This is a genomic window from Paraconexibacter sp. AEG42_29, assembly GCF_040581415.1.
Classification (GTDB): domain Bacteria; phylum Actinomycetota; class Thermoleophilia; order Solirubrobacterales; family Solirubrobacteraceae; genus Paraconexibacter.
This window is the reverse complement of the sequence record NZ_CP114014.1, coordinates 2,349,198-2,369,193: the sequence shown is the minus strand read 5'-3', so window position 1 is coordinate 2,369,193 and position 19,996 is coordinate 2,349,198. Positions and strand designations below refer to the sequence as shown.

Below are 19,996 nucleotides of genomic sequence, written 5' to 3'. Positions count from 1 at the left end.
GTGTCCGCGCGCGAGCCAGACTGGGAGCAGATCGTCGGTGGACCCGGCCGCCTCGGCCCCGCGGACCGGCAGGTGCTCGAGCGGGCCGCGGCCGGGTTCACACCGCAGATCGGGGCGATCGCGCTGGCGGTCGGCGCCGGCATCGCCCGGGAGCACCGCGACCTGGTCCCCGCCGGCGACGACGTCGTCAACGCCGCCGTCGTCGACGCGACCCACGCCAACATCGGCGCGATCGTGTCGACCCTGACCTGGGCTGTGGCCCCGGATCAGCTCGAGGTCCCGGACGGCGCGCTCGCGATCCTGGACCACCTCGCCCGTGAGGCCGACGCGCTGCCGGAGATGCTGCGCATGTACCGCCTCGGCGCCGCGGGCTTCTTGCAGGCGTGGCTCGCGCACCTCGCGCGTCAGACGAGCGACGCCGCGCAGCTCGACCGCCTCGTGCGCGCGTCCGCCGACCATGTCGCCGGTTACGTCGATCGCATCTCCGAGCTCATCGTCCGCCGCTGGACGACGGTGGTGCAGACGGCCGCGCTCGCCGACCGGCGACGCGACGCGACGGTGCGCGCGCTGCTGGCCGGCGAGCGCGTCGACCCGGTTGATCTCGACCATCCCGTGGACCGGGCGCAGGTCGTCCTCGCGCTGCGGTCCGCCGCCGCGGACGGTCCGACGACGGCGGCGGTGGTCCGCCGTCTGGCCGCGGTCATGGGCGATCCGCCGGCGCTCACGCACGAACCGGCGCCGGGGACCGTGCTCGCCTGGTTGGCGCCCGTTCGCCCCGCCGACCCGGCAGCGGTGCGGAGCCTGGTCGCCGCGGTCCCGCCAGGCGTCTGGTGTGCCGTCGCCCCGGCCATCCCGGGTCTCGGAGGGCTCTCCGAAGGCGCCGAGAACGTCCGTGAGGCGCTCGGCGTCCTACAGCGCACCCACCCGGGCGGGCATGCCGCCGAGCACGCGGACGTCGCGCTGGTCGGCACCCTGCTCAGCGATCAGCCGCGGGCTCACCGGTTCCTGCGCGCCGTGCTGGGCGAGCTCGCCGACGACACCGCGCGCAGCCGGCAGCTTCGCGAGACGCTCCGGGCGTACGACCAGGCGGGCGGACGCAAGAGCGGCGCGGCCGCCATTCTCGGCCTGCACGAGAAGACCGTCGCCTACCGCCTCCGCAACGCCGAGGCCAGCCTGGGTGGGCCCGAGCGCGCCTATCGCGCCGACGTCAACGCAGCCCTGCTCCTGCACTCGGTCCTCGGCGCGTCGGTCGCTGGTCCGCCCGAGCCCTGACGCCGGTCTCGACCCCGGTCAAGGGCTCCGGCCCGGGTCCCCCCGTCGGCGCGCGCAAGCCGGGGGTCATCGCGCCGAGCGCGAGGCGCAGCTCCGGCGCGGATGGGACGATGAACCGATGCGCATCGCGGAGCTGTGGCGGTACCCGGTCAAGTCGATGGGCGGCGAACAGCTGGACGCGGTCGAGGTCGACCAGCGGGGCGTGCACGCCGACCGGCTGTGGGCCGTGCGCGACCTCCAGCTCGGGGCCGTGACCACGGCGCGGCGCCTGCCGATGCTCCTGGGCTGCTCGGCGCGGTTCGTCGGGGCACCGCCCGCCGACGCGGGACCGGGCGTGGGGGCCGAGGTCCTCGTCACGTTTCCCGACGGTGAAGAGCGCTCGAGCAGCGACCCCGCCGTCCACGAGCTGCTGTCCGCCCTCACGGGCCGCCGCGTCAGGCTCGTGCCGCTGCCGCCGGTGACCGACCGCGCGGCCTACCGAGGCCCGCTGGCCACGCAGAACGACCTGCGCCGCCAGTTCGGCATCCCGGACGACGAGCCGCTCCCGGACCTGACGATGTTCCCCGTGCGCAAGCTCGCCGAGCTGGCCCGCTACGCCACACCCGTCGGCACGTTCGCCGACGCCTACCCCCTGCATCTGCTCTCCCGCGCCAGCCTGGCAGCGATGCATGGGCACACGCCGGGCTCGGACTTCGACCGGCGCCGCTTCCGCCCGTCGATCCTGCTCGAGAGCGACGATGCGCCGGGGCTCGTCGAGAACGGGTGGCTGGGCGGCACCCTGACCAGCCCTGAAACGGTCCTGCGGCCGCAGATCCCCACGATCCGCTGCTCGATGCCGGCCCGCGAGCAGCCGGGACTGGAGGCCGAGCCGGACGTCGTGCGCACCGTGCGCCGCCAGGCCGACGGCTGCCTCGGCGTCTACGCGGACGTCGTCAGCGGCGGACGCCTCGAGGTCGGCCAGGAGCTGACCTTCGAGCCTGCCGCGGAAGCCGCCCCGTTGGCCGCCGTCGCGACGCGGCTCGGGGATGCCGCCCGGCGTGCCGGCCTGCGCGCGTCGAACGTCCTCATGCCGAAGGGCCGCTGACACGGCTCATCCGGCGCCCGGGTCAGTCGCCACCCCCGCCGCAGCCGCCACCACAGCCGCTGTCGCCCCCACCATCGCTCCCGCCGCCATCGCCGTGGTGGTCGGTCCAGTCGTGCGTGCCGTCATGGCCGCCCCCGGCGCCGACAGCCCGCCGGCTGGAGCGATCCGCATGGAGCGACGGGTCCAGCCCCGCGGTGATCTCGGAGCGCACCTGCTCGACCTTGCGCCCCGCGGCGGACCAGCCCCGCACCCGCCAGCGCAGGCGGACGCGGCGCCCGTCGCTGACCGCCGTCACCCGCCAGCCGGCCAGGCCGACCAGACGCGGCACGAGCATCACCGCGGACAGCACGAGGTCGAGCAGCAGCTCGATCGGCAGCCAGATCAGGCCGAACACCGCGGACAGCACCAGCGTGATGGGGTCGTCGGCGTCGAGCATGTCCCAGCGGTACCGCGGCCGCCACAGCAGCACGTGCCGCCGCACCTGGAACTGCACTCCTGCCGGGGTGACCGCGCGCGCCATGGCCGGAAGCTAAAGGCCCGGCGTCGCCGCGTCGAGTCTCAGATCAGTCCCGTGTCCGCGCCGGGTCACCCTCCCGCATCCTCCCGCGGCCCGATCAGCAGTCGCCGACCAGCCCGCGGACCCTGACCGCAGCAGCCTTCACCTTCGCGCTTGTCGCCGGTGCCCGTCCGAGGCTCGCGTCCAGAACGAGCTGACGGTCCGCGGAGACCGCCTTCCAGGACCGCCTCGGCGCCGGAACCCCGCGCAGTGCGCCGGGCCCGAGCGCGCGCGCCATGGCCAGCCGCGTGCGGACGCCGGCGACGGGGACTCCGGTGCGCTGGGCGATCAGCGGGACGCTGGCCGCCAGCTTGCGCGCGTCGACCGCGCGCCGGATCTCGAGGAGGACGGCACGCGGGTAGACCGGACGGGCCAGGGCGCTCGGCGGTGCGTCCTGGGTGCGGCGGCGGAGTCCGAGCAACGCGGCCGTCAGGGCCCGCTCGTCCACCGCGAAGACGGTGACCGTCCGCCGGCCGGTTCCCACATCGGCCGTCCCGCCGCCGTACCGGGCGACGAGCGCGCCGCCCCGCAGCGTCGTCACACGCGGCGGATCGCTGTCCAGGCCGATCGGGTTGCGGTCGCACGAGGTCCGGTTCTGGACTTGCAGCGGCGGGGCGCAGCCGGCGTCGCCGCTCGCCTCGCAGTCGCCGTAGGAGTAGTTCGAGTCGGTGCTGTCGGTCAGCGGGAGGCCGGCGAACTGCTCGCCGAGCCAGTAGGAGCCGGGCGTCCCGCCGGGATCGGCTGCGAAGGCGCCGACGGACGCCGCGCCGCTGATGCCCACGCATGCGGCGAGGGCCCCGCAGACGAGGAGTCGAGTTTGGTGCTGGATTCGCATGCGCAGGTCCTACCCACCGCCGCCGGGGTGACACCGCACGCGTGCTGCCGCGGCGCGCGAGCACGCGGGACAGGGTGCGCGTCCGATTACCTGGGATGCGGCTTGCCCCCGCCGCTTCCCGCCTGCGAGCATCGCTGCGTGTCCCAGAGAACCCCGTCCGCCGACGAGCAGATCGTCCGATCGATCCAGTTCGTCGCCGTTGTCCGCATCGTCTACGGCGTCGTCGCGATCTTCCTGCCGCGGGTGTGGCCGAAGTTCTTCCGGCTCGACCCCGACGACGAGGACGCGCGACTCTGGAACGCGTTCCTGGGCAGCCGCGACATCGCGATCGGGGTGCACTCGCTCGCCGTGGCGAAGGACCCGAGCCGTCAGCGGGACGTGATTCTCATCAACCAGCTCTCCGAGGTCGGCGACTCGATCCTCGTCGGGCAGGAGATCCGCCACGGTCGCTCGCCGAAGAGCTTCGTCACCGTCGCCGCGTTCGTCTTCAACGGCGTCATGCACGCGATCTGGCTGCGTGTCCACCTGCTGCGCCGCCGCTGAACCGCGTCTGCGGCCGGCGGCGGTCGCGCCTACTGCGACCCGCGGAAGTCGTCGCCGCCCATCTCCGCGTTGAGCCAGCGCAGACCCGCAAGCACCGCGCCGATCGCCAGCAGGAGCAACCCCATGCGGGTCAGCAGGACCTCGCCCACCCCGACACCCGCGATGACCATTGCCAGTCCGGCAGCGAAGAGCACCCACCGACCGTACACGCGACGCCGGGGCTGCGGCGCGGTTCGCGCCGACCGCACGCGGGGATACGGTGTCCACGATGCTCAAGCACCGCCTGCTGCACCGCTCCGGGCGGTTCGGACTCGCCGTCGTCGTCGCGGCACTGGCCGCACCGGGCATGGCGTACGCCGCCGCCCCGGGGGTCAACATCGACGACCCGTCCGCCGCGCGCGTCGACGCGGCGCTCGCCACCGGGGCGACCCACGTGCGGATCTTCGTGAGCTGGCGCCAGCTGGAGCCGGCCGGCCCGGACACCTACGCCGGCGCCGTCCCGGCCGAGGACCCGGCGGCGGTGCAGGCGGCCGCCGACATCGACGACGCCGTGCGCCGCCTGAACGCCGGGGGCGCCCGACCGATCTTCACCGTGATCGGCAGCCCGGCGTGGGCGAACGGCAGCAGCGGCGACGAGCTCGTCCCGCCCACCGACCCCGCGACGTACGCGGCGTTCTTCGCGCGCTTCGTGGCCCACACGAGCAGCGTCGGGCAGGTCGCGGCGTACGAGGTCTGGAGCGGCGTGGACTCCGCGGACTCATGGCACGGGACGGTCGGCCCGGGGCCGTATGGCGCGCTGCTGAAGGCCGCGTACGCCGCCGCCAAGCCCGTCGCGCAGAACGGCGCGCAGATCCTGGCCGGGCCCACGACGGGCAACAACGCGACGTTCATCGAGGGTCTTTACGCCGCGGGCTTGAAGGGCAGCTTCGACGGCGTGACCGTGCGGACCGACACGGCGTGCCTGAGCCTGCCGCCCGAGTCGATCTACCGCGAGGGACCCGATCAGCGCATCGGGCAGTACGCGTTCCTGGGCTACCGCTCGGTCCGCCAGGTCATGCTCGCGCACGACGATCCCGGCCCGAGGATCTGGATGTCCGAACTCGGCTGGAGCAGCACCGGCGGCGGCCCGACGTCCTGCACCCGCGGGACCGGGGCCGGTGAGCGCCCGAGCGGCGTGACCACCGCGCAGCAGGCCGCGTTCCTCACCCAGGCCTACGGCTGCCTCGCCCGTGACACGTACGTCGCGGTCGCCTCCTGGTACGCGCTGGAGGACAGGGCCGCGCTCGCCGGCGAGGAGACCGGGCACTACGGGCTGCTCGACAGCGCCGGCGGGAAGAAGCCCGCGCATGCCGCCTTCGCCGCGGTCGCGGCGGCCGGCGGCGGCCCGCAGCGACCATGCGGGGACGACCGGCCGCCCGGCGTCCGCTTCGTGACCCCGGACCGCACGCCGTTCACGCAGACGCTCAGGCTCGAGGCGCGGGCACGCGACACGGCCGGCGACGGCGTCACCCCGTCCGGAGTGGCACGCGTGAGCTTTCTCGTCGACGGCAAGGCGATCAGCCGCTTCCAGAAGCTGCGCGAGAACCAGCTCGTGCGGCTGGACTGGCTGCGCGCGGCCGACCTTCCCGATGGTCCGCACGAGGTGGTCGTCGAGGCGCAGGACCGGCTCGGCAACGTGTCGCGGTCCTCGATCACCGTCCTCAAGGGCGCCGAGTACGTCAGGGGCGTCTCCTATCCGTCGGTGATCACGCTCGCCAGGCGCGCCCCGCTGCGGTGCGCCGGGCTGACCTGCACGCTCAGCGGCGCCGTGTCCGGCCCGCTGCGGACCGCGATCGCCGGGCGCGTGCGGATCGAGTGGCAGCTGCTGATCCGGCGGCCACGGTCCACCGGCACCGGCCTCGTCTCGCTCTACGTCACCCGGCACAAGGGCGGCGCCGCGGCCGACCGGCCGTTCGCGTTCACGCAGGCGCTGGCCCGCCCCGGCCGCTGGCGGGTGCGCGTCATCTACGACGGGGCCGCCCCGCTTGCGCCCGCGCGGACGCCCTGGCGCCCGTTCACCGTGCGCCCGCCCGCCACCGCGGACGACTGAGGCGGGCGCCGGCGGCGCCCGCCTCAGAAGCGGAAGCGGACGAAGGCGGATCCCTTGGCGCAGCGGATGTATCCCGAGTCGCGCGCCGTCGACGGCTTGAGCGTGACGCACCGGTAGCCGAGGACCCGGCACGGCTGCTTGATCGTGACGCGCGTGCGCGATGCCTTCGCGCAGCCGCCGAAGCTCGGGACCTTCGCCGCCCGCGTCGCCACCCGGCGGGCGGTCTTGCAGGTCGTGCCCTCGGCCGTGACCCGTGTCGGCGTGACGCCCTCGGCCAGGATGTCGCCGCAGGCCGTGGCCTTTGCGGCGCCGGCCTCACCGGCGGTCGCCACGAGCAGCGCCGTGGTGGTGAACGCGATCAGCCCGGTCCGCTTCATGCCGAGGCCTTACCCGGCTGCGGCCGCCGTCACCCACCGTCCTACGTCATTCGAAGGCCTCGCGCAGCCCTGCGAGCTCGGCCCGCAGCTGCACCCGCTTCGCCCGCGCCGGGAGGATGAGGTAGACGAAGATCGCGGTGAATGCCGCCGCCAGGATCCCGGCGATGATCGGGCCGGTCCCGATCGCCCACAGGACCGCCGCCGACGCGACGAACGCGATCCACGTGATCGTCGCGAGGGTGATCAGCGTGCTGAGCCCCGCGATCTTCGCGCGCAGCACCCGGATCTCCGGTTCAGGAGTGCGCAGCCCACGGGTCGCGCGGCGCAGCTCGCCCGCGGTCCGGGCGGTGAGGGCGAGGTCCAGACGGCGCTCGAGCTCGCGCGTGTCGATGGCGCCCGTCCGGTAGCTGTGGTTCAGCAGCCGCTCGATCCGTCGCTTGGCGGCGGCGTCCACCGGCTTCTGCTGGCGGACGTCCACCAGCTGCTTCTGGGCGGCCTGGGCCAGTGCGCGCGGAAGGCTGCCGTCGTTCGGGAGCGCCATCCCCTTCAGAGTACGGCGTCCGCGCGGTCGGGCGCCTCAGTCCGGGCAGTCGCCGATCCGGTCAGGCTCGGGACTATCCGGCGCGGGCCTTGTCCAGGCTCGCCTTCAGGACGTCCATCATGTCGCGGGCGCCGGTGGCGTCCGGCGTTTCTGCGTCGCCGGACTTCGGGTCCTCGACGTCCTCGGTGCGGTCCGCGCCGGCGACGGCGTCCTCGAGCCGGCGCCGGTGGCGGTCCTCGTAGCGGCCGGGGTCCCAGTCGGCCGACATCGCCTTCACGACGTCGACTGCGGCCTTCAGCTTGGCGGCAGAAGGCTTGCGGCCACCGTTGTCCACGTCGGCGGCGGGACGCAGCTCGTCGTGGAACCGCATCGTGGTCAGCGCGAGGAGCCCGTCCCTCACCCCCACGGTCACCAGATGCTCCTTGGCGCGCAGCACCACGCGCCCGAGCGCCACGCGATCGCTCGAGTCGATGACCTCGGCCAGCAGCCGGTAGGCGCGCATCACACCGTCGGTCTCGCCCGCGGGCAGCAGGACGTACGGGTGGTCGAAGAGGAGTGGGTCGATCTCGGACCGGTCGACGAACGCCTCGATGTCGATGGTCCTGGACTTGCGGGGCGCGGCCGCATCGAGCTCCTCGTCGGTGAGCGTGACCAGCGTCCCGTCGTCGAGCTCGTATCCGCGACCGATCTCCTCGAACGGAACCTCCTTCTCCTCCTCCGAGCAGTAGCGCCGCGTCTCGATGGGCGACCCGTCCGGCTCGTGCAGCTGCCGGAAGTGGACGTCACGGTCCTGGACGGCGCTGACCAGTCGGATGGGCACGTTGATCAGGCCGAACGACAGCGATCCACTCCACAGGTAGCGCGGCATCAGCTGCCCTTGCTCTTCCTGGCCTTGCCGCCCGAGGAGGGTGACCGCCGTCGCTTCTTCGCAGCCGCGGCCGGCTTCTTCGTCGGGCTCGCGCGCCGGCGCCGGCCGCTGTGCTCGCGGTCGGCCAGGCTCGCCTCGAGTGCGGCGGCAAGGTCGTCGGGCGCGTCCTGCTCCTCGACCTCGGGCAGCTCGACGTCCTCGCCGGCGGCTTTTGCCTCGATCAGCTTGAGGACGAGCTCCCGGTGCTCGTCGGTGTGGTCGGCGGCGACGAACGGCTCATGCAGCGCCTCGGTCAGCTGCTCGGCCATCTTCCGCTCCTTGGCCGTCGGGGCGCGTGCGTCGTCGGCCGCGTCCGGCTTCAGCGTGTCGAGGTCGACGACGGCGTCCGCCGCTCGTAGCGTCTGCAGCACGAGGATGCCGTCCTGGGCGCGGATCGCGGCGAGCCGCTCGCGGTCGTGGAAGACGAAGTACCCGATCCCGGCGCGCTTTGTCTTCGCGAGCGCATCGTGCAGTAGGCGGTACGCGGCCCCGGCGTCCTTCCCGGCCCCGAGGTGATACGCGCGGTCATGGAGGATGGGGTCGATGTCGTCCACCGGGACGAACTCCTCGACCGCGATCGTCTTGGACCCGCCCGGCGTCGCGGCCGCCAGCTGCTCCTGGGTCAGGACGGCGTACTTCCCGTCGGCGACCTCGTGACCCTTGGCGATCTCCTCGTACGGGACCTCCTTGTCCTCCTCGGCGCAGAACCGCCGGTGCTCGATCTTCGCGCCGTCCTCGAGATGGATCTCCTTGAAGCTGATGCTCTGCGAGGTCTGCGCGGTGTGCAGCTTCACCGGGACCGACACCTCGCCGAAGACGATCGTGGCGTTGAGCAGGGAACGCGGCATCGGCGAGTCCGGGGGTCCCGGGCGTCAGGCCCGACGCCGACGGCGCCGCCGACGGACGACCAGAAGCAGCAGCAGGACTGCGCCACCGGCGGCGGCGCCCGCGTACTGCGGGTTCTGCCTGGCGACCTGCGTCGCCTGCTGAGCCGCCTGCTGTGCTGCCTCGCCCGCCTGCTGGGCGGCCTGCGCGGCCTGCTCCTTCGCCTCGTCGGCGTTGTCCGGTGCCTTCTCCTTGGCGGCTGCGGCGAGACCGTTCACGGCCTCGGTTGCGTCGGCGCGCAGCTCCTGCGCCTTCGTCTTCGCCCGGCCGGTGACGTCGGCCCGCTCGGCGAGCGTCTCGACGGTGTCGGCGATCTCCGCGCGCGTCTCCTCGATGCGCTGGCGCGCCTCCTCGGTGGTCTGCGGCGGCGGCGGGTCAGCCGGACCGACGTCGAAGCCGGGGGCGGCTGCGCCGTCAGGGGCTGTGGCATCGTCCGGGCGGGGGTCGTCTGCGGCGCTCATCGGTGTGCGGCCTCCTTGATGTCGGCGATGTCCTGACGGGAGCTGTCGATGGCCTGCTCCGGTGCCGGCGGGATGGCCTGGGCGAGCTGGCGCTTGCCCAGCAGCGCCAGGACGCCGGCGACCACGAACAGCACCCCCGTGACGATCAGCGCGGCGATCCAGGCGTCGACGGCGGTGGCGAGCAGGAGAATCGCGGTGGCGATCAGCGCCCCGACTCCGTACATCGCTGCCAGGCCCGCGCCGCCCATCATGCCGGCCCCGAGCCCGCCGCGCTTGCCCTTCTCGCGCATCTCCAGCTGTGCCAGGCGCAGCTCGTCGCGGATCAGCGTCGACACCTGCTGCGGCAGCTTGCCGAGCAGCTGGGCGGTCGACGCTTCCTCGGTGTCGGTCGGGCGGGTCCCTGTCTCCATGAGGTGGGTATGTCCAGTGCGCCGGACCCACAATCGTGGGTGCACGACTGCCACCACTCAGCCCCCGAGCGCGCCGGCACCCATCGTCGGATCGGGGTTCTCGGGCCGGACGACCATCGCGCTGCCGCCGCCGCCACGCCAGGACTCCGTCGCGGTCTGCAGGCGGCCGCCTGGCAGGAACGACAGGCCCGCGACGATGCCGATGTAGTCGGTCGGGGTGAACGCCTGGCCCTTGGCCTGGAGCGCCGCGCCGTAGGTGTTGATGAACGCCGGCTCCGCCTCGGTCCGGGCGCCGTTGCGCTGGCTGGCCCGCGGTGCGGCGATCGCCTCGGGCAGCGACATGCCGAAGTCCAGCTGGTTCAGCAGCGTCTGCAGGACCGTCGTGATGATCGTCGCGCCGCCGGGGGAGCCGATGGCCTCCACCACCCGGCCGCCGCGGGTCACGATCGTGGGGCTCATCGAGCTGCGCGGCCGTTTGCCGGGCGCCACGGAGTTCGCGGTCCCGGTGGGGAAGTTGAAGTCGGTGAGCTCGTTGTTGAGCAGGAACCCGCGGCCGGCGACCGTGATCCCGGAGCCGGCGATCTGCTCGATCGTGTTGGTGTAGCTGACGACGTTGCCGTCCTTGTCGGCGACCACGAGGTGGTTCGTGTGCTGCTCCTGCTCGGCCTCCGGACCGGGAGCCGAGCGCGTCACCGCCGCACCGCCGTTGAACGGCGCGGGGTCGCCCGGGGCGACCGGGGTCGTCAGCGCCGACGGTCCGATCAGCCCGGCACGCCGCTTCGCGAAGCCGGTGGACAGCAGCCCTTGGACCGGGACGTTCACGAAGGCGCTGTCCCCCAGGAACTGCCCGCGGTCGGCGTAGGCGAGCTTGCTCGCCTCCAGGTAGCGGTGCAGCGCCTCGGTGCGGTCGCCCGACTGGTCGAAGGTGCCGAGGATGTTCATCGCCTCGCCGACGGTCGTCCCGCCGCTGGAGGACGGCGGCATCCCGTGGATCCGGTAGCCGCGGTACGTCCAACCGACCGCGTCGCGGACCGGGGCGGTGTAGCGGGCCAGGTCCTGCGGCGTCATGCTGCCGCCCGCGGCGGCCAGGGTGCCGGGAGTAGCCGGCGGGTGCTGGACCGTGCGCGCGATCGCGGCGGCGATCGGCCCCGTGTAGAACCAGCGTGCCCCGCGCCGGCCGATCTGGTCGTACGTGGTGGCGAGGTCGGGGTTGCGCAGCAGGTGGCCGACCGCGGGGACGTTGCCGCCAGGCAGGAACTGCTTTGCGCTGGCCGGGAAGCGCGCGAGCTTCGCGCGGTTCTTGGCGATCGCGTCGACGAGCGCGCGGTCGAGCCGGTACCCGCGTCGCGCGACGCTCGATGCCGGCTTGAGGACGTGCGCCAGGGACCGCGTCCCGAAGCGCTTCAGGGCGACGTCCCAGGTGGCGACGTTGCCCGGGACGCCGACGCTGAGCCCGCTCTGGACGGTCTGCTCGAAGTCGGCGGGCTTGCCGTCCGAGCCGAGGAACATGTCCGGCCGCGCGCCGGCGGGCGCCGTCTCGCGGCCATCGATGACGAACACCTTGCGGTCGCGGGCGCGGTAATACACGAAGTACCCGCCGCCACCCGGACCGGCGACGAACGGCTCGCTGACGCCCAGCGTCGCCGCGGCGGCGACCGCGCCGTCGACCGCGTTGCCGCCGCGCTTGAGCACGTCGATGGCCGACGCGGTCGCGTACGGGCTCATCGTGGCGGCGCCGCCACCGGTGCCGTAGGCGACCGGCTGCTGCGGAAGCGTGGCGGGGCCGGAGGCGGCGGCCCGCGCAGGGGCCCCCGATGCGGCCGTGGCGAGGAGAACGGCGGCGGTGCCGAGTGCGGTGCGGCTGAGCGCACGGCCTGCGTCGTTGGTCAGCATCGCCGGCCCCTACCCAGTCGGCGCCCCGGTGACGCAGCACCTGTTCGCCTTCGGCCCGGGGCCGGGACCGTTCAGGCCGTCGCGGCCGCGAGCTCCGTCGGGTCGTGCGAGCAGAAGACGGTGACTTCCGCGGCGTGGTCGCGGGCCAGCTCGGCGAGCCGTGCGACGTTCTCACGGCGTAGCCCCTCCTTCGCGGAGTTCAGGCGGTGGTAGACCTTCAGGCCCGGGCCTACGACCGGCGGCAGCGCGATCTCCCCCGCACGCAAGTAGGCGTCGCCGCAGTGCAGCAGCCAGCCGTCCCCGCTGTTGACCGCGTAGCCGGTGTGGCCGAGGGTGTGCCCGGCGAGCGGGATCATCACGAGCTCGACGCCGACGTCGGGCAGCAGGCGGACGCCCTCGAAGCCGAACCACGCCTCGCCCTCGACGGCGTGCGGCGCCCAGCGCGGGCCGTGTTCCCACTGGCGCGGGCGATAGCGCAGCTTCGTGTCGGCCTTCCGGGCGCGGGCGGCGGTGAGCTCCGGGGCGTGCAGGTGGACCTCGGCGTTGGGGAAGTCCCCCAGCCCGCCGGCATGGTCGAGGTCGAGGTGCGTGACCAGCACATGCCGGACGTCGGCCGGGTCGTGACCCAGCGCGCGGACCTGCGCCACCGCGGTCTGCGCCGGGTCCAGCCGCGCGTTGAGCAGCAGCCGCGCCGGGCCCAGGCGCCGCGGGTCCGCGATGTCGCCCGTGCCGTAGCCGGTGTCGATCAGGACGAGCCCGTCCGCCCCCTCGATCAGCAGGCAGTGGGCGACGAGGTGGCCGGCGGCGCGGTCCACGAGGCCGAGGGCCGGTGCCGCGTGCGGGCACATCGTGCCGCAGTCCAGATGGTGGATCGGTCGGGTGCTCGCCATCGCCGGATCCTATGCCGGTCACGCAGCGGGGGCTCAGGGGATCGCGACGGTGCCGTCCACGCAGGTCACGGTCGCCCCGCCGACCCACACCGTCCCGTCCGCATCCGCGCTGATCGCCACCCGGCCCGCCCGCCCGAGCGCCGTTCCCTGCACGACCGTGTACGGCGGCGTCGCCCGCCCGGTCGCGATGAGCCACTGCGCGACGGATGCATTGAGGCTGCCGGTCACGGGATCCTCGAGCAGCAAGCCGTGGTCGGGGAAGAAGGCACGGATCTCGAAGGCGGCCGCCTCCCCGGGCGGGCGCGGGGCGACCACGCCGATGTCCAGGTCGCCCGCACCCGGCCGCAGCGCCAGCACCCGCTCGGCGTCGGCCATCAGGATCGCGAGCCACCCCGGTCCGTTGGCGGCCCAGGCGGCGTCGACGACGTCGGCCTCATCGGCGCCGATCATGGTCAGCGCGCGTCGCAGCGTCGCATCGTCGACCGGCCCCGAACGGAGCAGCGGCGGCGCGGCGAAGGCGAGCCGCCCAGGGTCGCGGCGGACGCGGACGAGCCCGGCCCCGCACTCCTGCACCACGACGTCGGGATCCGCTGGCCGCCCCCCGGCCTGCAGCCACGCGTGGCAGCTGCCGAGAGTCGGATGGCCGGCGAACGGCAGCTCGTGCGCCGGCGTGAAGATCCGGACGGCGTAGTCGGCGTCCGGGTGGGACGGCGGGAGCAGGAACGTCGTCTCGGACAGGTTCGTCCAGTTCGCGAACCGCTGCATCGCCGCCGTGTCGAGCCCGCCGGAGTCCACGACGACGGCGAGCGGGTTGCCGCGCAGCGGCTCGGCCCCGAAGACGTCCACCTGGGCGAAACGGCGACTCGCGGGCGCCTGGGGAGACACGGCTCAGACCTCCCGCGAGAGCGGGACGATCGGGCCCATGGCCGGGACGGGACCTGCCGCCCGCACCGAGAGCATCCGGCCGAGCCGGCGCCCGTTCGCCGCACGCACGGCGACGCCGACGACCGCCACCTCGATGACGACCCCGTCGGCGCGGCGCACCTGCAGGGTCGCCTCCGCCTGACCCTGCTCCTCGACGCCGGTCGCGAAGGCGAAGGCATCGGGGAGGCCCTCGCGCGGAAAGAAGAAGTACGGGCGCTCGGCGCCGATCAGGTCCTCGCGCGAGAAGCCGAGCAGCGCGCAGAGCGCGTCGTTGACGTCGACGATCACGCCGTCGAGCGTCTGCATGTACGCCTCCCGCATGATCCGCCGGAAGGCGGTCGAGAGGTCGCGCTCCTCACGCAACTGGCGCTCGGTCGCGCGGCGGGCGGAGATGTCCTTGAACGTGACGAGCCGCAGCGCGCGCTGACCCCGGGGGTCCCGCACGTTGTGGACGCTCGCGATGACGTCCAGCCGCCGCCCGTCCCGGCAGACCAGAACCTCCTCGGACTCGTACTCGCGCTCCCCGGACCGGCGGACGGCGCGCTCGCGGACCTCGTCAGCCGCCTCCGGCTCGATGTACGGCAGCTGCCCTGGGCCCGCGGCGAGAAGCTCGGCACGGGACCAGCCGGTCGTCGCCACGAACCGGTCGCTCACGTCCACCACCCGCATGTCGACCGTGGTCACCACGAACGGGTCGGGGAAGCCGGCGACGAGCGCCGCGTTCCATTCGCGCTCGTTGCGCAGCGCGTCCTCGACCGCCCGCTGCGCCCTGATCTCCTCGTCGGCGAGGACGACGCGAACGTCCGTCCCGGCGCCGGGACGACCGTCGATGTCGATGGTGCCGTGGAGCCCGGCGACCCGCCGCCGCAGCCCGGAGATCCCGAGGTGACCGTCGCGGACCGCATCGTGCAGCCGCGACCGGGTGACGCCGCGGCCGTCGTCGCCCACCTCGATCACCACGGCGCCGCTCTGACGGACGAGCGCGACGCGCAGCTCCGACGCGGCCGCGTGGCGCTCGACGTTCGAGACGAGCTCGCGCACGATCGGCAGGACGACGGGACCGAGCGTCCCGTCGAGGCCCGGGTCGACCTGCACGGTCGTCTGCAGCCCCGCCCGGGCGGCGGCGTCGGCGACGATGCGGCGGACCGCGCTCTCGAGTCCGGCGGCCTGCAGGGCGTCGTCGTTCGCGACGAAGGTCAGCCCGCGGAGCGCGTGCGTCGCATCCCCCAGGCCGCCGACGGCCCGCGCGAGCGCCTCGGCGTCGCCGTCGAGACCCTGATCGAGGTCCTGCCGCGCGGCCAGGAGGCGCTGGAGCGCGTCGTCGTGCAGGAGCTGCGCCATCCGCGCACGCTCCCGCCGCTCGAGGTCGCCGACCTCCGCCTGGAGCTCGCCCGCACGGGCTTCGAGAGCCGCGATCCGCGCGCTGCGCTCGGCCACCCGGCGCGCCACGCCGGAGCAGATCGCGAGCACGACCAGCGTGTACGCCGCGGCCTTCCCGCCGGTCGCCACGTCGTGGCGGGCGGTGCCGACCGCGCCGACGAAGACGCTGACCCCGAGCCCGCGGACCCACAGCTCGCGCTGCGTGCACAGGAGCGCCCAGCCGATCAGCATCAGCAGGATCGGCGTGCGCGCGAAGGCAGAGCGGCCGGGGTCGAGGACGGCCACCAGCGCGAGCGCGACCGCCGGGTCGGTGACCTCCAGGATCCGTCCCGGGATCCAGGCGCCGCGCCGGACGGTGACCCAGAGGGTGAGCGAGTAGGCGAACGCGAGGATCAGGGCGGCCATCACCGCCGGCCGTCCGAGGATCGCGTCGCCGGCCGCGGCCCCGGTCGCGACCGCGAGCGGAACGACGCACAGCCTGGCGTCGGCCGCGATCCGTGCCCGCTGACCGCGGCCGGCAGGCCGCGTGTCCGCGGCGTCGATGACCTTCCCCCGTGTGATCAGCCGCCCCCGTTCCCCCAGATCGGGACCGACCTTATACCGCCGGCGCGTCGGCGCTGCGTCCCGCGTTCGGCGACTGCCTGCGCCGCCGTCGCCCGCAAGCTCAGCCCGTGGTGGGCGGGAACTCACCGGCGACCCGCGGCCGGCGACGGTCGCGGACCGTACGCTGCGTGCCTTCGGGGGCTTTCGCCCCGCGGGCGCGGCGCTCGCTCGCGCGACGGTCGACGATGACCTCGACGTTCGGGTCGTCGGCGTAGTAGGCGACGAGCTTGTCGAAGAGCTCACCGGCCAGCGGTTCAGGGACAACGCAGTAGATCATCGACTCACACCTTCGCCGTTCGGGACACTGACCCTACGCAAGCTCGCCGAGCGGGTGCAAGAAACCGCCCTCATCGGCCCGGGCGGTGGCGACGCGGTCGGCGTCGGCCAGCTCGCTGAGCTCGGTCCCCTGGTCGGCGACCCGCACCCCCGATGCCTCGTCGCCGAGGTCCACCTCGTAGCGGTACCAGCTGAGCTCCCAGGCGACGACGATCGTGACGACGCTGCCCTCGGTCGCGGACGGCCGCGCTGCGACGACCGGCGCACCCAGGGACCGCGCCACGCCGGCGACGGTCCGGGTGTGGACGCCCAGGTTGAAGACCTCGAGGGCGCGGACGACCTTGCGCTCCGCGTTGGACGGGACCGCGCTGATGCCGCGGTCGCGCGGGGCGTCGTCGCCTGGGCGGCCCTGCCCGGCCGGCGCCGGAGCGACCGGGCCGACCGCGCCGGCGACGGGCGCAGGCTCGGGTGCCGGCGGTGCCGGCTCGTGATGCACGGCCGGCGCGGGCTCGACGTAGACCTCGTCTACGAAACCCTGATCGGGCGCGTAGTGATCGGGGTCGTAGGAAGCCGGGTCGTAGACCGGGGCCGCCTCGACCGGATCCTCGTCGTAGCCGCGTTCGCTGCGGCGCGAGCGCAGGCGGCCGAGCAGGGACCGGGCCGAGCCGCGCTCGCTTCCGCGGCGCCCGCCCATGGTGTCGTCGACCCCCTCGCGGATCCAGCCCTCGTGCATGGCGCGGGTGGTGCAGAGCTCGCAGACGGTGCGGCGCGATCCACCGTGCAGGAACACGTCGGCGTTCTCGCCGCGCAGCAGCGTGCGACCGCAGATGTCGCAGCCGATGACGGCCATGTTGGTGACGATGGTCTTGCGGGTCACGGAGGGACCGAGGGTAGCACCGGGGGGCCGCCGATCAGGGCCCCGGCCGGGCCTGGGCCGCGGCTCAGCGATCGTCGTCGGTGAGGCGGGAGCGCAGCCGCAGGACGGCCTTCGTGTGCAGCTGCGAGATGCGCGACTCCGTCACTCCGAGGACCTCGCCGATCTCGCGGAGCGTCAGGTTCTCGTAGTAGTACAGGGCGACGACGAGCTTCTCGCGCTCGGGCAGGCGCGCGATCGCGTCGGCCACCCGGTCCTTGAGCTCGGTCTGGTCCATCACGGTCGCCGGATCGGGCGCCCCGGGGTCCTGGAGCGTGTCGAGCAGCGACACCTGGTCGCCGGAGGCGTCGCCGACGGTCCACAGCTCGTCGAGCGCGGCGATCGTCGAGTTCGAGATCTGCAGCAGCGACGCCAGGAAGTCCTGGACCTCGATGCCCAGCTCGGCGGCCATCTCCTCGTCGGTCGGCGCGCGCTGCAGCCGGTGCTCGAGCTTCGCGTTCGCGCGCTCGATCTCGCGGGCCTTGGCACGGACGGATCGCGGGACCCAGTCGAGCGACCGCAGCTCGTCGATGATCGCGCCCTTGATGCGGGTGATGGCGTACGTCTCGAACTTGATCTCGCGCTCGAGCTCGAACCGCTCGATGGCGTTGATCAGGCCGACGAGGCCGTAGGAGATCAGGTCCGCCTCGTCGACGTGCGCCGGGAGACCCGACGCCATGCGCCCGGAGACGTACTTCACCAGGGGCGAGTAGGCGACCACCAGGCGCTCGCGTGCGCGCTCGTCGCCCGAGGACTTGTAGCGGCGCCACATGTCCTTGAGTTCGATGGCCTTGACGTTGGTCTCCACGTGTCTTCTCCCCTGTCGCGCTCAGGCCCGAGGATGGGCGTTTGCATACGCCGAACGCAACCTGGCGGACTCTACACGTGTGTAGATCTGCGTCGTGCTGATGCTGCTGTGGCCGAGGAGCTCCTGGATGGACCTCAGGTCCGCTCCGCCGTCCAGCAGATGCGTCGCGAACGAGTGCCGCAGGGCGTGCGGCGAGACCCCGCCCTGGATCTCCGCGTTCCGGGTCCAGACGCGCAGGCGGCGCCGGACGTCGGAGGTCGAGAGCCGTAGGCCGTTCTTGGAGAGGAACAGCGCCGTCACCCCCTCGCGCCGGTCGAGCGCGGGCCGGCCGCGGTCCAGGTAGCGGGTGATCGCGGCGGCGGCGTGCTCGCCGAGCGGGACGAAGCGCGTCTTCGAGCCCTTGCCCTCCACCCGGAGCTGCTCGGCGTCGAAGTCGATCGCGCCGACCTCGAGGTCGACGAGCTCCTCGGCACGCAGACCCGCACCGTAGGCGACCTCCAGGATCGCGCGGTCGCGGAGCTCCAGCGGCGTCGATGCGGGGATGCGGTCCAGGAGCGCGGACAGCTCCCCCGGCTTGAGCACGCGCGGCAGCTTCTTCTCGCCCTTCGGCGAGGCCATCAGGTCCGCCGGGTTCTGCTCGATGAGGCCGTACTCGCGCAGGACGCGGAAGAAGGCGCGCAGGGCGGCGAGCTTGCGGCTGACGCTCGGCGCCTGGATGCCCGCCTCCGAGAGGTGCTGGGCGTAGCGGCGCAGGGTCCGGAGCACCACGACGTCGGGCTCGGTCCCGTGGGCGGCGCACCAGGCCGAGAACTGGCCGAGGTCGGTCCCGTAGGCCCGCCGGGTCTTGTCGGCCATCCCGCGGCGGTGCAGGTCGGAGTCGAAGAGGACGAGCGCGTGCCGCCAGGCCGGGGTCAGCGTGTCGGCGGCGGGCGGGGACGTATCCTCGGCTGTGATGGCTTTGTTCTTCATCGACACGGCGACCGGTCAGGTCGCGACCCAGCACCAACTGGTGGCGGCCGGAGTCGCGCCCGAGGCCGGCATCCCGCCACGGCCGTGGTTCCGCATCCAGGGGACGGGCGACGCGACGACCATGTGGTACGCCGTGCTGCGGCGCAAGGAGAAGGGGATCTTCATCGGGTCCCTCGTCTTTCGCCACTCGCCCCACCACTCCCTGCTGCTGGAACGCGGCTGGGAGGAGATCTCCGTCGACGAGATCCGCTCCGCGCAGCTGGAGCCGGAGGCGTAGCCTCCGCCGGGTCGCCGCTCGTGGCGGCGACCGGCCGTCCTCAGTGCGAGATGTAGACCGTCGCGCCGACCGGCACGCGCGGGTACAGGTCGATGACGTCCTTGACGTGCATCCGCATGCAGCCGTGGGAGGCCGCTGAGCCGATCGAGCCGTCGTCGCTCGTGCCGTGGAAGCCGACGCCGTCGGTCACGCCCATCCAGCGGGCCTTGAGCGGGTTGGACGCGATGCCGCCGGCGACCGTGCTCCCTGCCAGCTCACCGGCCCACGGGCTGTTCGGCACCGACCACACCGGGTCGACCTGCTTGTTCTGGACGCTGAACGTGCCCTCGGGCGTGTCGTGGCCCGGCGCGCCGATCGCGATGCCGTACTGCTTGACGAACTTGAGGTTCTTGTAGAGCCGCACCGTGAACTTGCTCTTGTCCACGACGAGGATCGTGCCGGCCTTCTTGGCGAGGTCGCCCGTGGTGACCTTCGGCTTCAGGTGCTCGGTCTCGGCGACGAAGCTGCGCTTCGCGGTCGGCGAGGTGAGCGACGCGAGGATCGCCTTGGTGAGCTTGCCGGACTTCACGCGCAGCCCGATGCGGCTGTCGACCTTCTTGAAGCCGGCGAGCGAGATGCTCATGCTCGCATTGGTCGCGTCGCGGTTGACGTCCTTGCGGACCGCCTGGACGAGCTTGTCGACGGCGGCCGCGTTGTAGCTCACGTCCGGGTCGAGCGTCGTCTCGACGCTGCCGCCGGTGAGCTTGCGGTAGCCACGGGAAACGAAGTTCCCTTCGCTGCTGCGCGTCAGCGCGGTCGAGACAAGCTCCTCGACGTTGGCCTTCAGGCCTGCCTGCTCGGCGGTGAGCGTCCACTTGTCCGGCGCGTGGTGGACGACGATGTCCTTCTTCAGCGGCTCGAGCAACTGGGCGTTCAGGCGGGTGCGCGCCTCGGCGGCGGTCAGGCCGCCGATGTCGACGCCGCCGACCGTGATGCCCTTCGCGATCTTGTCCGTCCCCGACGAGTCATAGGCGTAGAGCGCGCCCGCGCCGCCGAAGAGAATGGTGAGCGCGAGCCCAATGACGATGAATGTACGCTTGCCCATGTCGGAATACCCCCGCGTA

General features: G+C 73.4%; 23 protein-coding genes. 5 read left to right on the top strand and 18 right to left on the bottom strand.

Annotated elements, in window-relative coordinates:
• Nucleotides 1-1,272 carry a helix-turn-helix domain-containing protein gene (locus DSM112329_RS11465; protein ID WP_354701952.1) on the top strand — a complete coding sequence of 424 codons (1,272 nt, stop codon included), beginning with the start codon at nt 1-3 and terminating at the stop codon, nt 1,270-1,272.
• 118 nt (nt 1,273-1,390) lie between these two features.
• Nucleotides 1,391-2,356, top strand: coding sequence for an MOSC N-terminal beta barrel domain-containing protein (locus DSM112329_RS11460; protein ID WP_354701951.1), 966 nt, complete (start codon nt 1,391-1,393; stop codon nt 2,354-2,356).
• Nucleotides 2,357-2,378: 22 nt separating this feature from the next.
• On the opposite strand, the gene DSM112329_RS11455 is transcribed toward DSM112329_RS11460, so the two are convergent.
• Entirely contained in the window at nt 2,379-2,876 is a 498-nt protein-coding gene (locus DSM112329_RS11455) for a hypothetical protein (RefSeq protein ID WP_354701950.1), read from the bottom strand.
• 94 nt (nt 2,877-2,970) lie between these two features.
• Complete coding sequence (locus tag DSM112329_RS11450; protein WP_354701949.1) at nt 2,971-3,747, bottom strand: hypothetical protein; 777 nt, start codon at nt 3,745-3,747, stop codon at nt 2,971-2,973.
• Nucleotides 3,748-3,885: 138 nt separating this feature from the next.
• Between DSM112329_RS11450 and DSM112329_RS11445 the strand changes: the two genes are divergently transcribed.
• Nucleotides 3,886-4,290 (top strand): hypothetical protein, encoded by a 405-nt coding sequence (locus DSM112329_RS11445; protein ID WP_354701948.1) that lies wholly within the window; start codon nt 3,886-3,888, stop codon nt 4,288-4,290.
• A gap of 29 nt (nt 4,291-4,319) precedes the next feature.
• Here the strand turns inward: DSM112329_RS11445 and DSM112329_RS11440 are convergent, their stop codons facing one another.
• A complete protein-coding gene (locus DSM112329_RS11440) occupies nt 4,320-4,484 on the bottom strand; it encodes a hypothetical protein (protein WP_354701947.1) in 165 nt (54 codons plus the stop codon).
• A gap of 74 nt (nt 4,485-4,558) precedes the next feature.
• Here DSM112329_RS11440 and DSM112329_RS11435 point away from each other — a divergent pair, with 74 nt between their 5' ends.
• Nucleotides 4,559-6,379: a hypothetical protein gene (locus DSM112329_RS11435; RefSeq protein ID WP_354701946.1), complete on the top strand. Its 1,821-nt coding sequence runs from the start codon at nt 4,559-4,561 to the stop codon at nt 6,377-6,379.
• Nucleotides 6,380-6,402: 23 nt separating this feature from the next.
• Here the strand turns inward: DSM112329_RS11435 and DSM112329_RS11430 are convergent, their stop codons facing one another.
• The 14 genes from DSM112329_RS11430 to DSM112329_RS11365 form a co-directional block, all read right to left on the bottom strand.
• Nucleotides 6,403-6,756, bottom strand: coding sequence for a hypothetical protein (locus tag DSM112329_RS11430; protein ID WP_354701945.1), 354 nt, complete (start codon nt 6,754-6,756; stop codon nt 6,403-6,405).
• A 46-nt stretch (nt 6,757-6,802) separates the two neighbouring features.
• Nucleotides 6,803-7,297 (bottom strand): DUF1707 domain-containing protein, encoded by a 495-nt coding sequence (locus DSM112329_RS11425; RefSeq protein ID WP_354701944.1) that lies wholly within the window; start codon nt 7,295-7,297, stop codon nt 6,803-6,805.
• A gap of 73 nt (nt 7,298-7,370) precedes the next feature.
• Complete coding sequence (locus tag DSM112329_RS11420; RefSeq protein ID WP_354701943.1) at nt 7,371-8,165, bottom strand: Ku protein; 795 nt, start codon at nt 8,163-8,165, stop codon at nt 7,371-7,373.
• Nucleotides 8,165-9,052 carry a Ku protein gene (locus DSM112329_RS11415; RefSeq protein ID WP_354701942.1) on the bottom strand — a complete coding sequence of 296 codons (888 nt, stop codon included), beginning with the start codon at nt 9,050-9,052 and terminating at the stop codon, nt 8,165-8,167. Before DSM112329_RS11415 ends, DSM112329_RS11420 begins: the two co-directional genes overlap by 1 nt.
• A gap of 24 nt (nt 9,053-9,076) precedes the next feature.
• The gene (locus DSM112329_RS11410; RefSeq protein ID WP_354701941.1) at nt 9,077-9,550 is read right to left on the bottom strand and encodes a DUF3618 domain-containing protein; all 474 of its coding nucleotides are present in this window, start codon (nt 9,548-9,550) and stop codon (nt 9,077-9,079) included.
• Entirely contained in the window at nt 9,547-9,960 is a 414-nt protein-coding gene (locus tag DSM112329_RS11405) for a phage holin family protein (protein WP_354701940.1), read from the bottom strand. The genes DSM112329_RS11410 and DSM112329_RS11405 overlap by 4 nt, the downstream gene beginning before the upstream one ends.
• 57 nt (nt 9,961-10,017) lie before the next feature.
• A complete protein-coding gene (ggt, locus tag DSM112329_RS11400; protein WP_354701939.1) occupies nt 10,018-11,853 on the bottom strand; it encodes a gamma-glutamyltransferase in 1,836 nt (611 codons plus the stop codon).
• 71 nt (nt 11,854-11,924) lie between these two features.
• A complete protein-coding gene (locus DSM112329_RS11395; RefSeq protein WP_354701938.1) occupies nt 11,925-12,743 on the bottom strand; it encodes an MBL fold metallo-hydrolase in 819 nt (272 codons plus the stop codon).
• A gap of 33 nt (nt 12,744-12,776) precedes the next feature.
• The gene (locus DSM112329_RS11390) at nt 12,777-13,628 is read right to left on the bottom strand and encodes a PhzF family phenazine biosynthesis protein (RefSeq protein WP_354701937.1); all 852 of its coding nucleotides are present in this window, start codon (nt 13,626-13,628) and stop codon (nt 12,777-12,779) included.
• 3 nt (nt 13,629-13,631) lie between these two features.
• Nucleotides 13,632-15,452 carry a PAS domain S-box protein gene (locus DSM112329_RS11385; protein ID WP_354701936.1) on the bottom strand — a complete coding sequence of 607 codons (1,821 nt, stop codon included), beginning with the start codon at nt 15,450-15,452 and terminating at the stop codon, nt 13,632-13,634.
• A gap of 259 nt (nt 15,453-15,711) precedes the next feature.
• A complete protein-coding gene (locus DSM112329_RS11380) occupies nt 15,712-15,927 on the bottom strand; it encodes a hypothetical protein (RefSeq protein WP_354701935.1) in 216 nt (71 codons plus the stop codon).
• 33 nt (nt 15,928-15,960) lie between these two features.
• Nucleotides 15,961-16,803: a hypothetical protein gene (locus DSM112329_RS11375; RefSeq protein ID WP_354701934.1), complete on the bottom strand. Its 843-nt coding sequence runs from the start codon at nt 16,801-16,803 to the stop codon at nt 15,961-15,963.
• A 64-nt stretch (nt 16,804-16,867) separates the two neighbouring features.
• Entirely contained in the window at nt 16,868-17,647 is a 780-nt protein-coding gene (gene whiG / locus DSM112329_RS11370; RefSeq protein WP_354701933.1) for an RNA polymerase sigma factor WhiG, read from the bottom strand.
• Nucleotides 17,648-17,668: 21 nt separating this feature from the next.
• Nucleotides 17,669-18,616, bottom strand: a complete 948-nt coding sequence (locus tag DSM112329_RS11365) for a tyrosine recombinase (protein ID WP_354701932.1) — start codon at nt 18,614-18,616, stop codon at nt 17,669-17,671.
• Between DSM112329_RS11365 and DSM112329_RS11360 the strand changes: the two genes are divergently transcribed.
• A complete protein-coding gene (locus DSM112329_RS11360; protein WP_354701931.1) occupies nt 18,600-18,893 on the top strand; it encodes a hypothetical protein in 294 nt (97 codons plus the stop codon). The genes DSM112329_RS11365 and DSM112329_RS11360 overlap by 17 nt on opposite strands.
• Before the next feature lie 40 nt (nt 18,894-18,933).
• Here the strand turns inward: DSM112329_RS11360 and DSM112329_RS11355 are convergent, their stop codons facing one another.
• Nucleotides 18,934-19,977: a L,D-transpeptidase/peptidoglycan binding protein gene (locus DSM112329_RS11355; protein ID WP_354701930.1), complete on the bottom strand. Its 1,044-nt coding sequence runs from the start codon at nt 19,975-19,977 to the stop codon at nt 18,934-18,936.
• Nucleotides 19,978-19,996: the final 19 nt, after the last annotated feature.

Coding starts and splice junctions, on each gene's coding strand:
- ggt (WP_354701939.1), bottom strand. CDS start 11,853: ATGCTGACCAACGACGCAGGCCGTGCGCTCAGCCGCACCGCACTCGGC.
- DSM112329_RS11450 (WP_354701949.1), bottom strand. CDS start 3,747: ATGCGAATCCAGCACCAAACTCGACTCCTCGTCTGCGGGGCCCTCGCC.
- DSM112329_RS11410 (WP_354701941.1), bottom strand. CDS start 9,550: ATGAGCGCCGCAGACGACCCCCGCCCGGACGATGCCACAGCCCCTGAC.
- DSM112329_RS11395 (WP_354701938.1), bottom strand. CDS start 12,743: ATGGCGAGCACCCGACCGATCCACCATCTGGACTGCGGCACGATGTGC.
- DSM112329_RS11380 (WP_354701935.1), bottom strand. CDS start 15,927: ATGATCTACTGCGTTGTCCCTGAACCGCTGGCCGGTGAGCTCTTCGAC.
- DSM112329_RS11365 (WP_354701932.1), bottom strand. CDS start 18,616: ATGAAGAACAAAGCCATCACAGCCGAGGATACGTCCCCGCCCGCCGCC.
- DSM112329_RS11430 (WP_354701945.1), bottom strand. CDS start 6,756: ATGAAGCGGACCGGGCTGATCGCGTTCACCACCACGGCGCTGCTCGTG.
- DSM112329_RS11415 (WP_354701942.1), bottom strand. CDS start 9,052: ATGCCGCGTTCCCTGCTCAACGCCACGATCGTCTTCGGCGAGGTGTCG.
- DSM112329_RS11405 (WP_354701940.1), bottom strand. CDS start 9,960: ATGGAGACAGGGACCCGCCCGACCGACACCGAGGAAGCGTCGACCGCC.
- DSM112329_RS11360 (WP_354701931.1), top strand. CDS start 18,600: ATGGCTTTGTTCTTCATCGACACGGCGACCGGTCAGGTCGCGACCCAG.
- DSM112329_RS11420 (WP_354701943.1), bottom strand. CDS start 8,165: ATGCCGCGCTACCTGTGGAGTGGATCGCTGTCGTTCGGCCTGATCAAC.
- DSM112329_RS11435 (WP_354701946.1), top strand. CDS start 4,559: ATGCTCAAGCACCGCCTGCTGCACCGCTCCGGGCGGTTCGGACTCGCC.
- DSM112329_RS11355 (WP_354701930.1), bottom strand. CDS start 19,977: ATGGGCAAGCGTACATTCATCGTCATTGGGCTCGCGCTCACCATTCTC.
- DSM112329_RS11460 (WP_354701951.1), top strand. CDS start 1,391: ATGCGCATCGCGGAGCTGTGGCGGTACCCGGTCAAGTCGATGGGCGGC.
- DSM112329_RS11455 (WP_354701950.1), bottom strand. CDS start 2,876: ATGGCGCGCGCGGTCACCCCGGCAGGAGTGCAGTTCCAGGTGCGGCGG.
- DSM112329_RS11425 (WP_354701944.1), bottom strand. CDS start 7,297: ATGGCGCTCCCGAACGACGGCAGCCTTCCGCGCGCACTGGCCCAGGCC.
- DSM112329_RS11385 (WP_354701936.1), bottom strand. CDS start 15,452: ATGGCCGCCCTGATCCTCGCGTTCGCCTACTCGCTCACCCTCTGGGTC.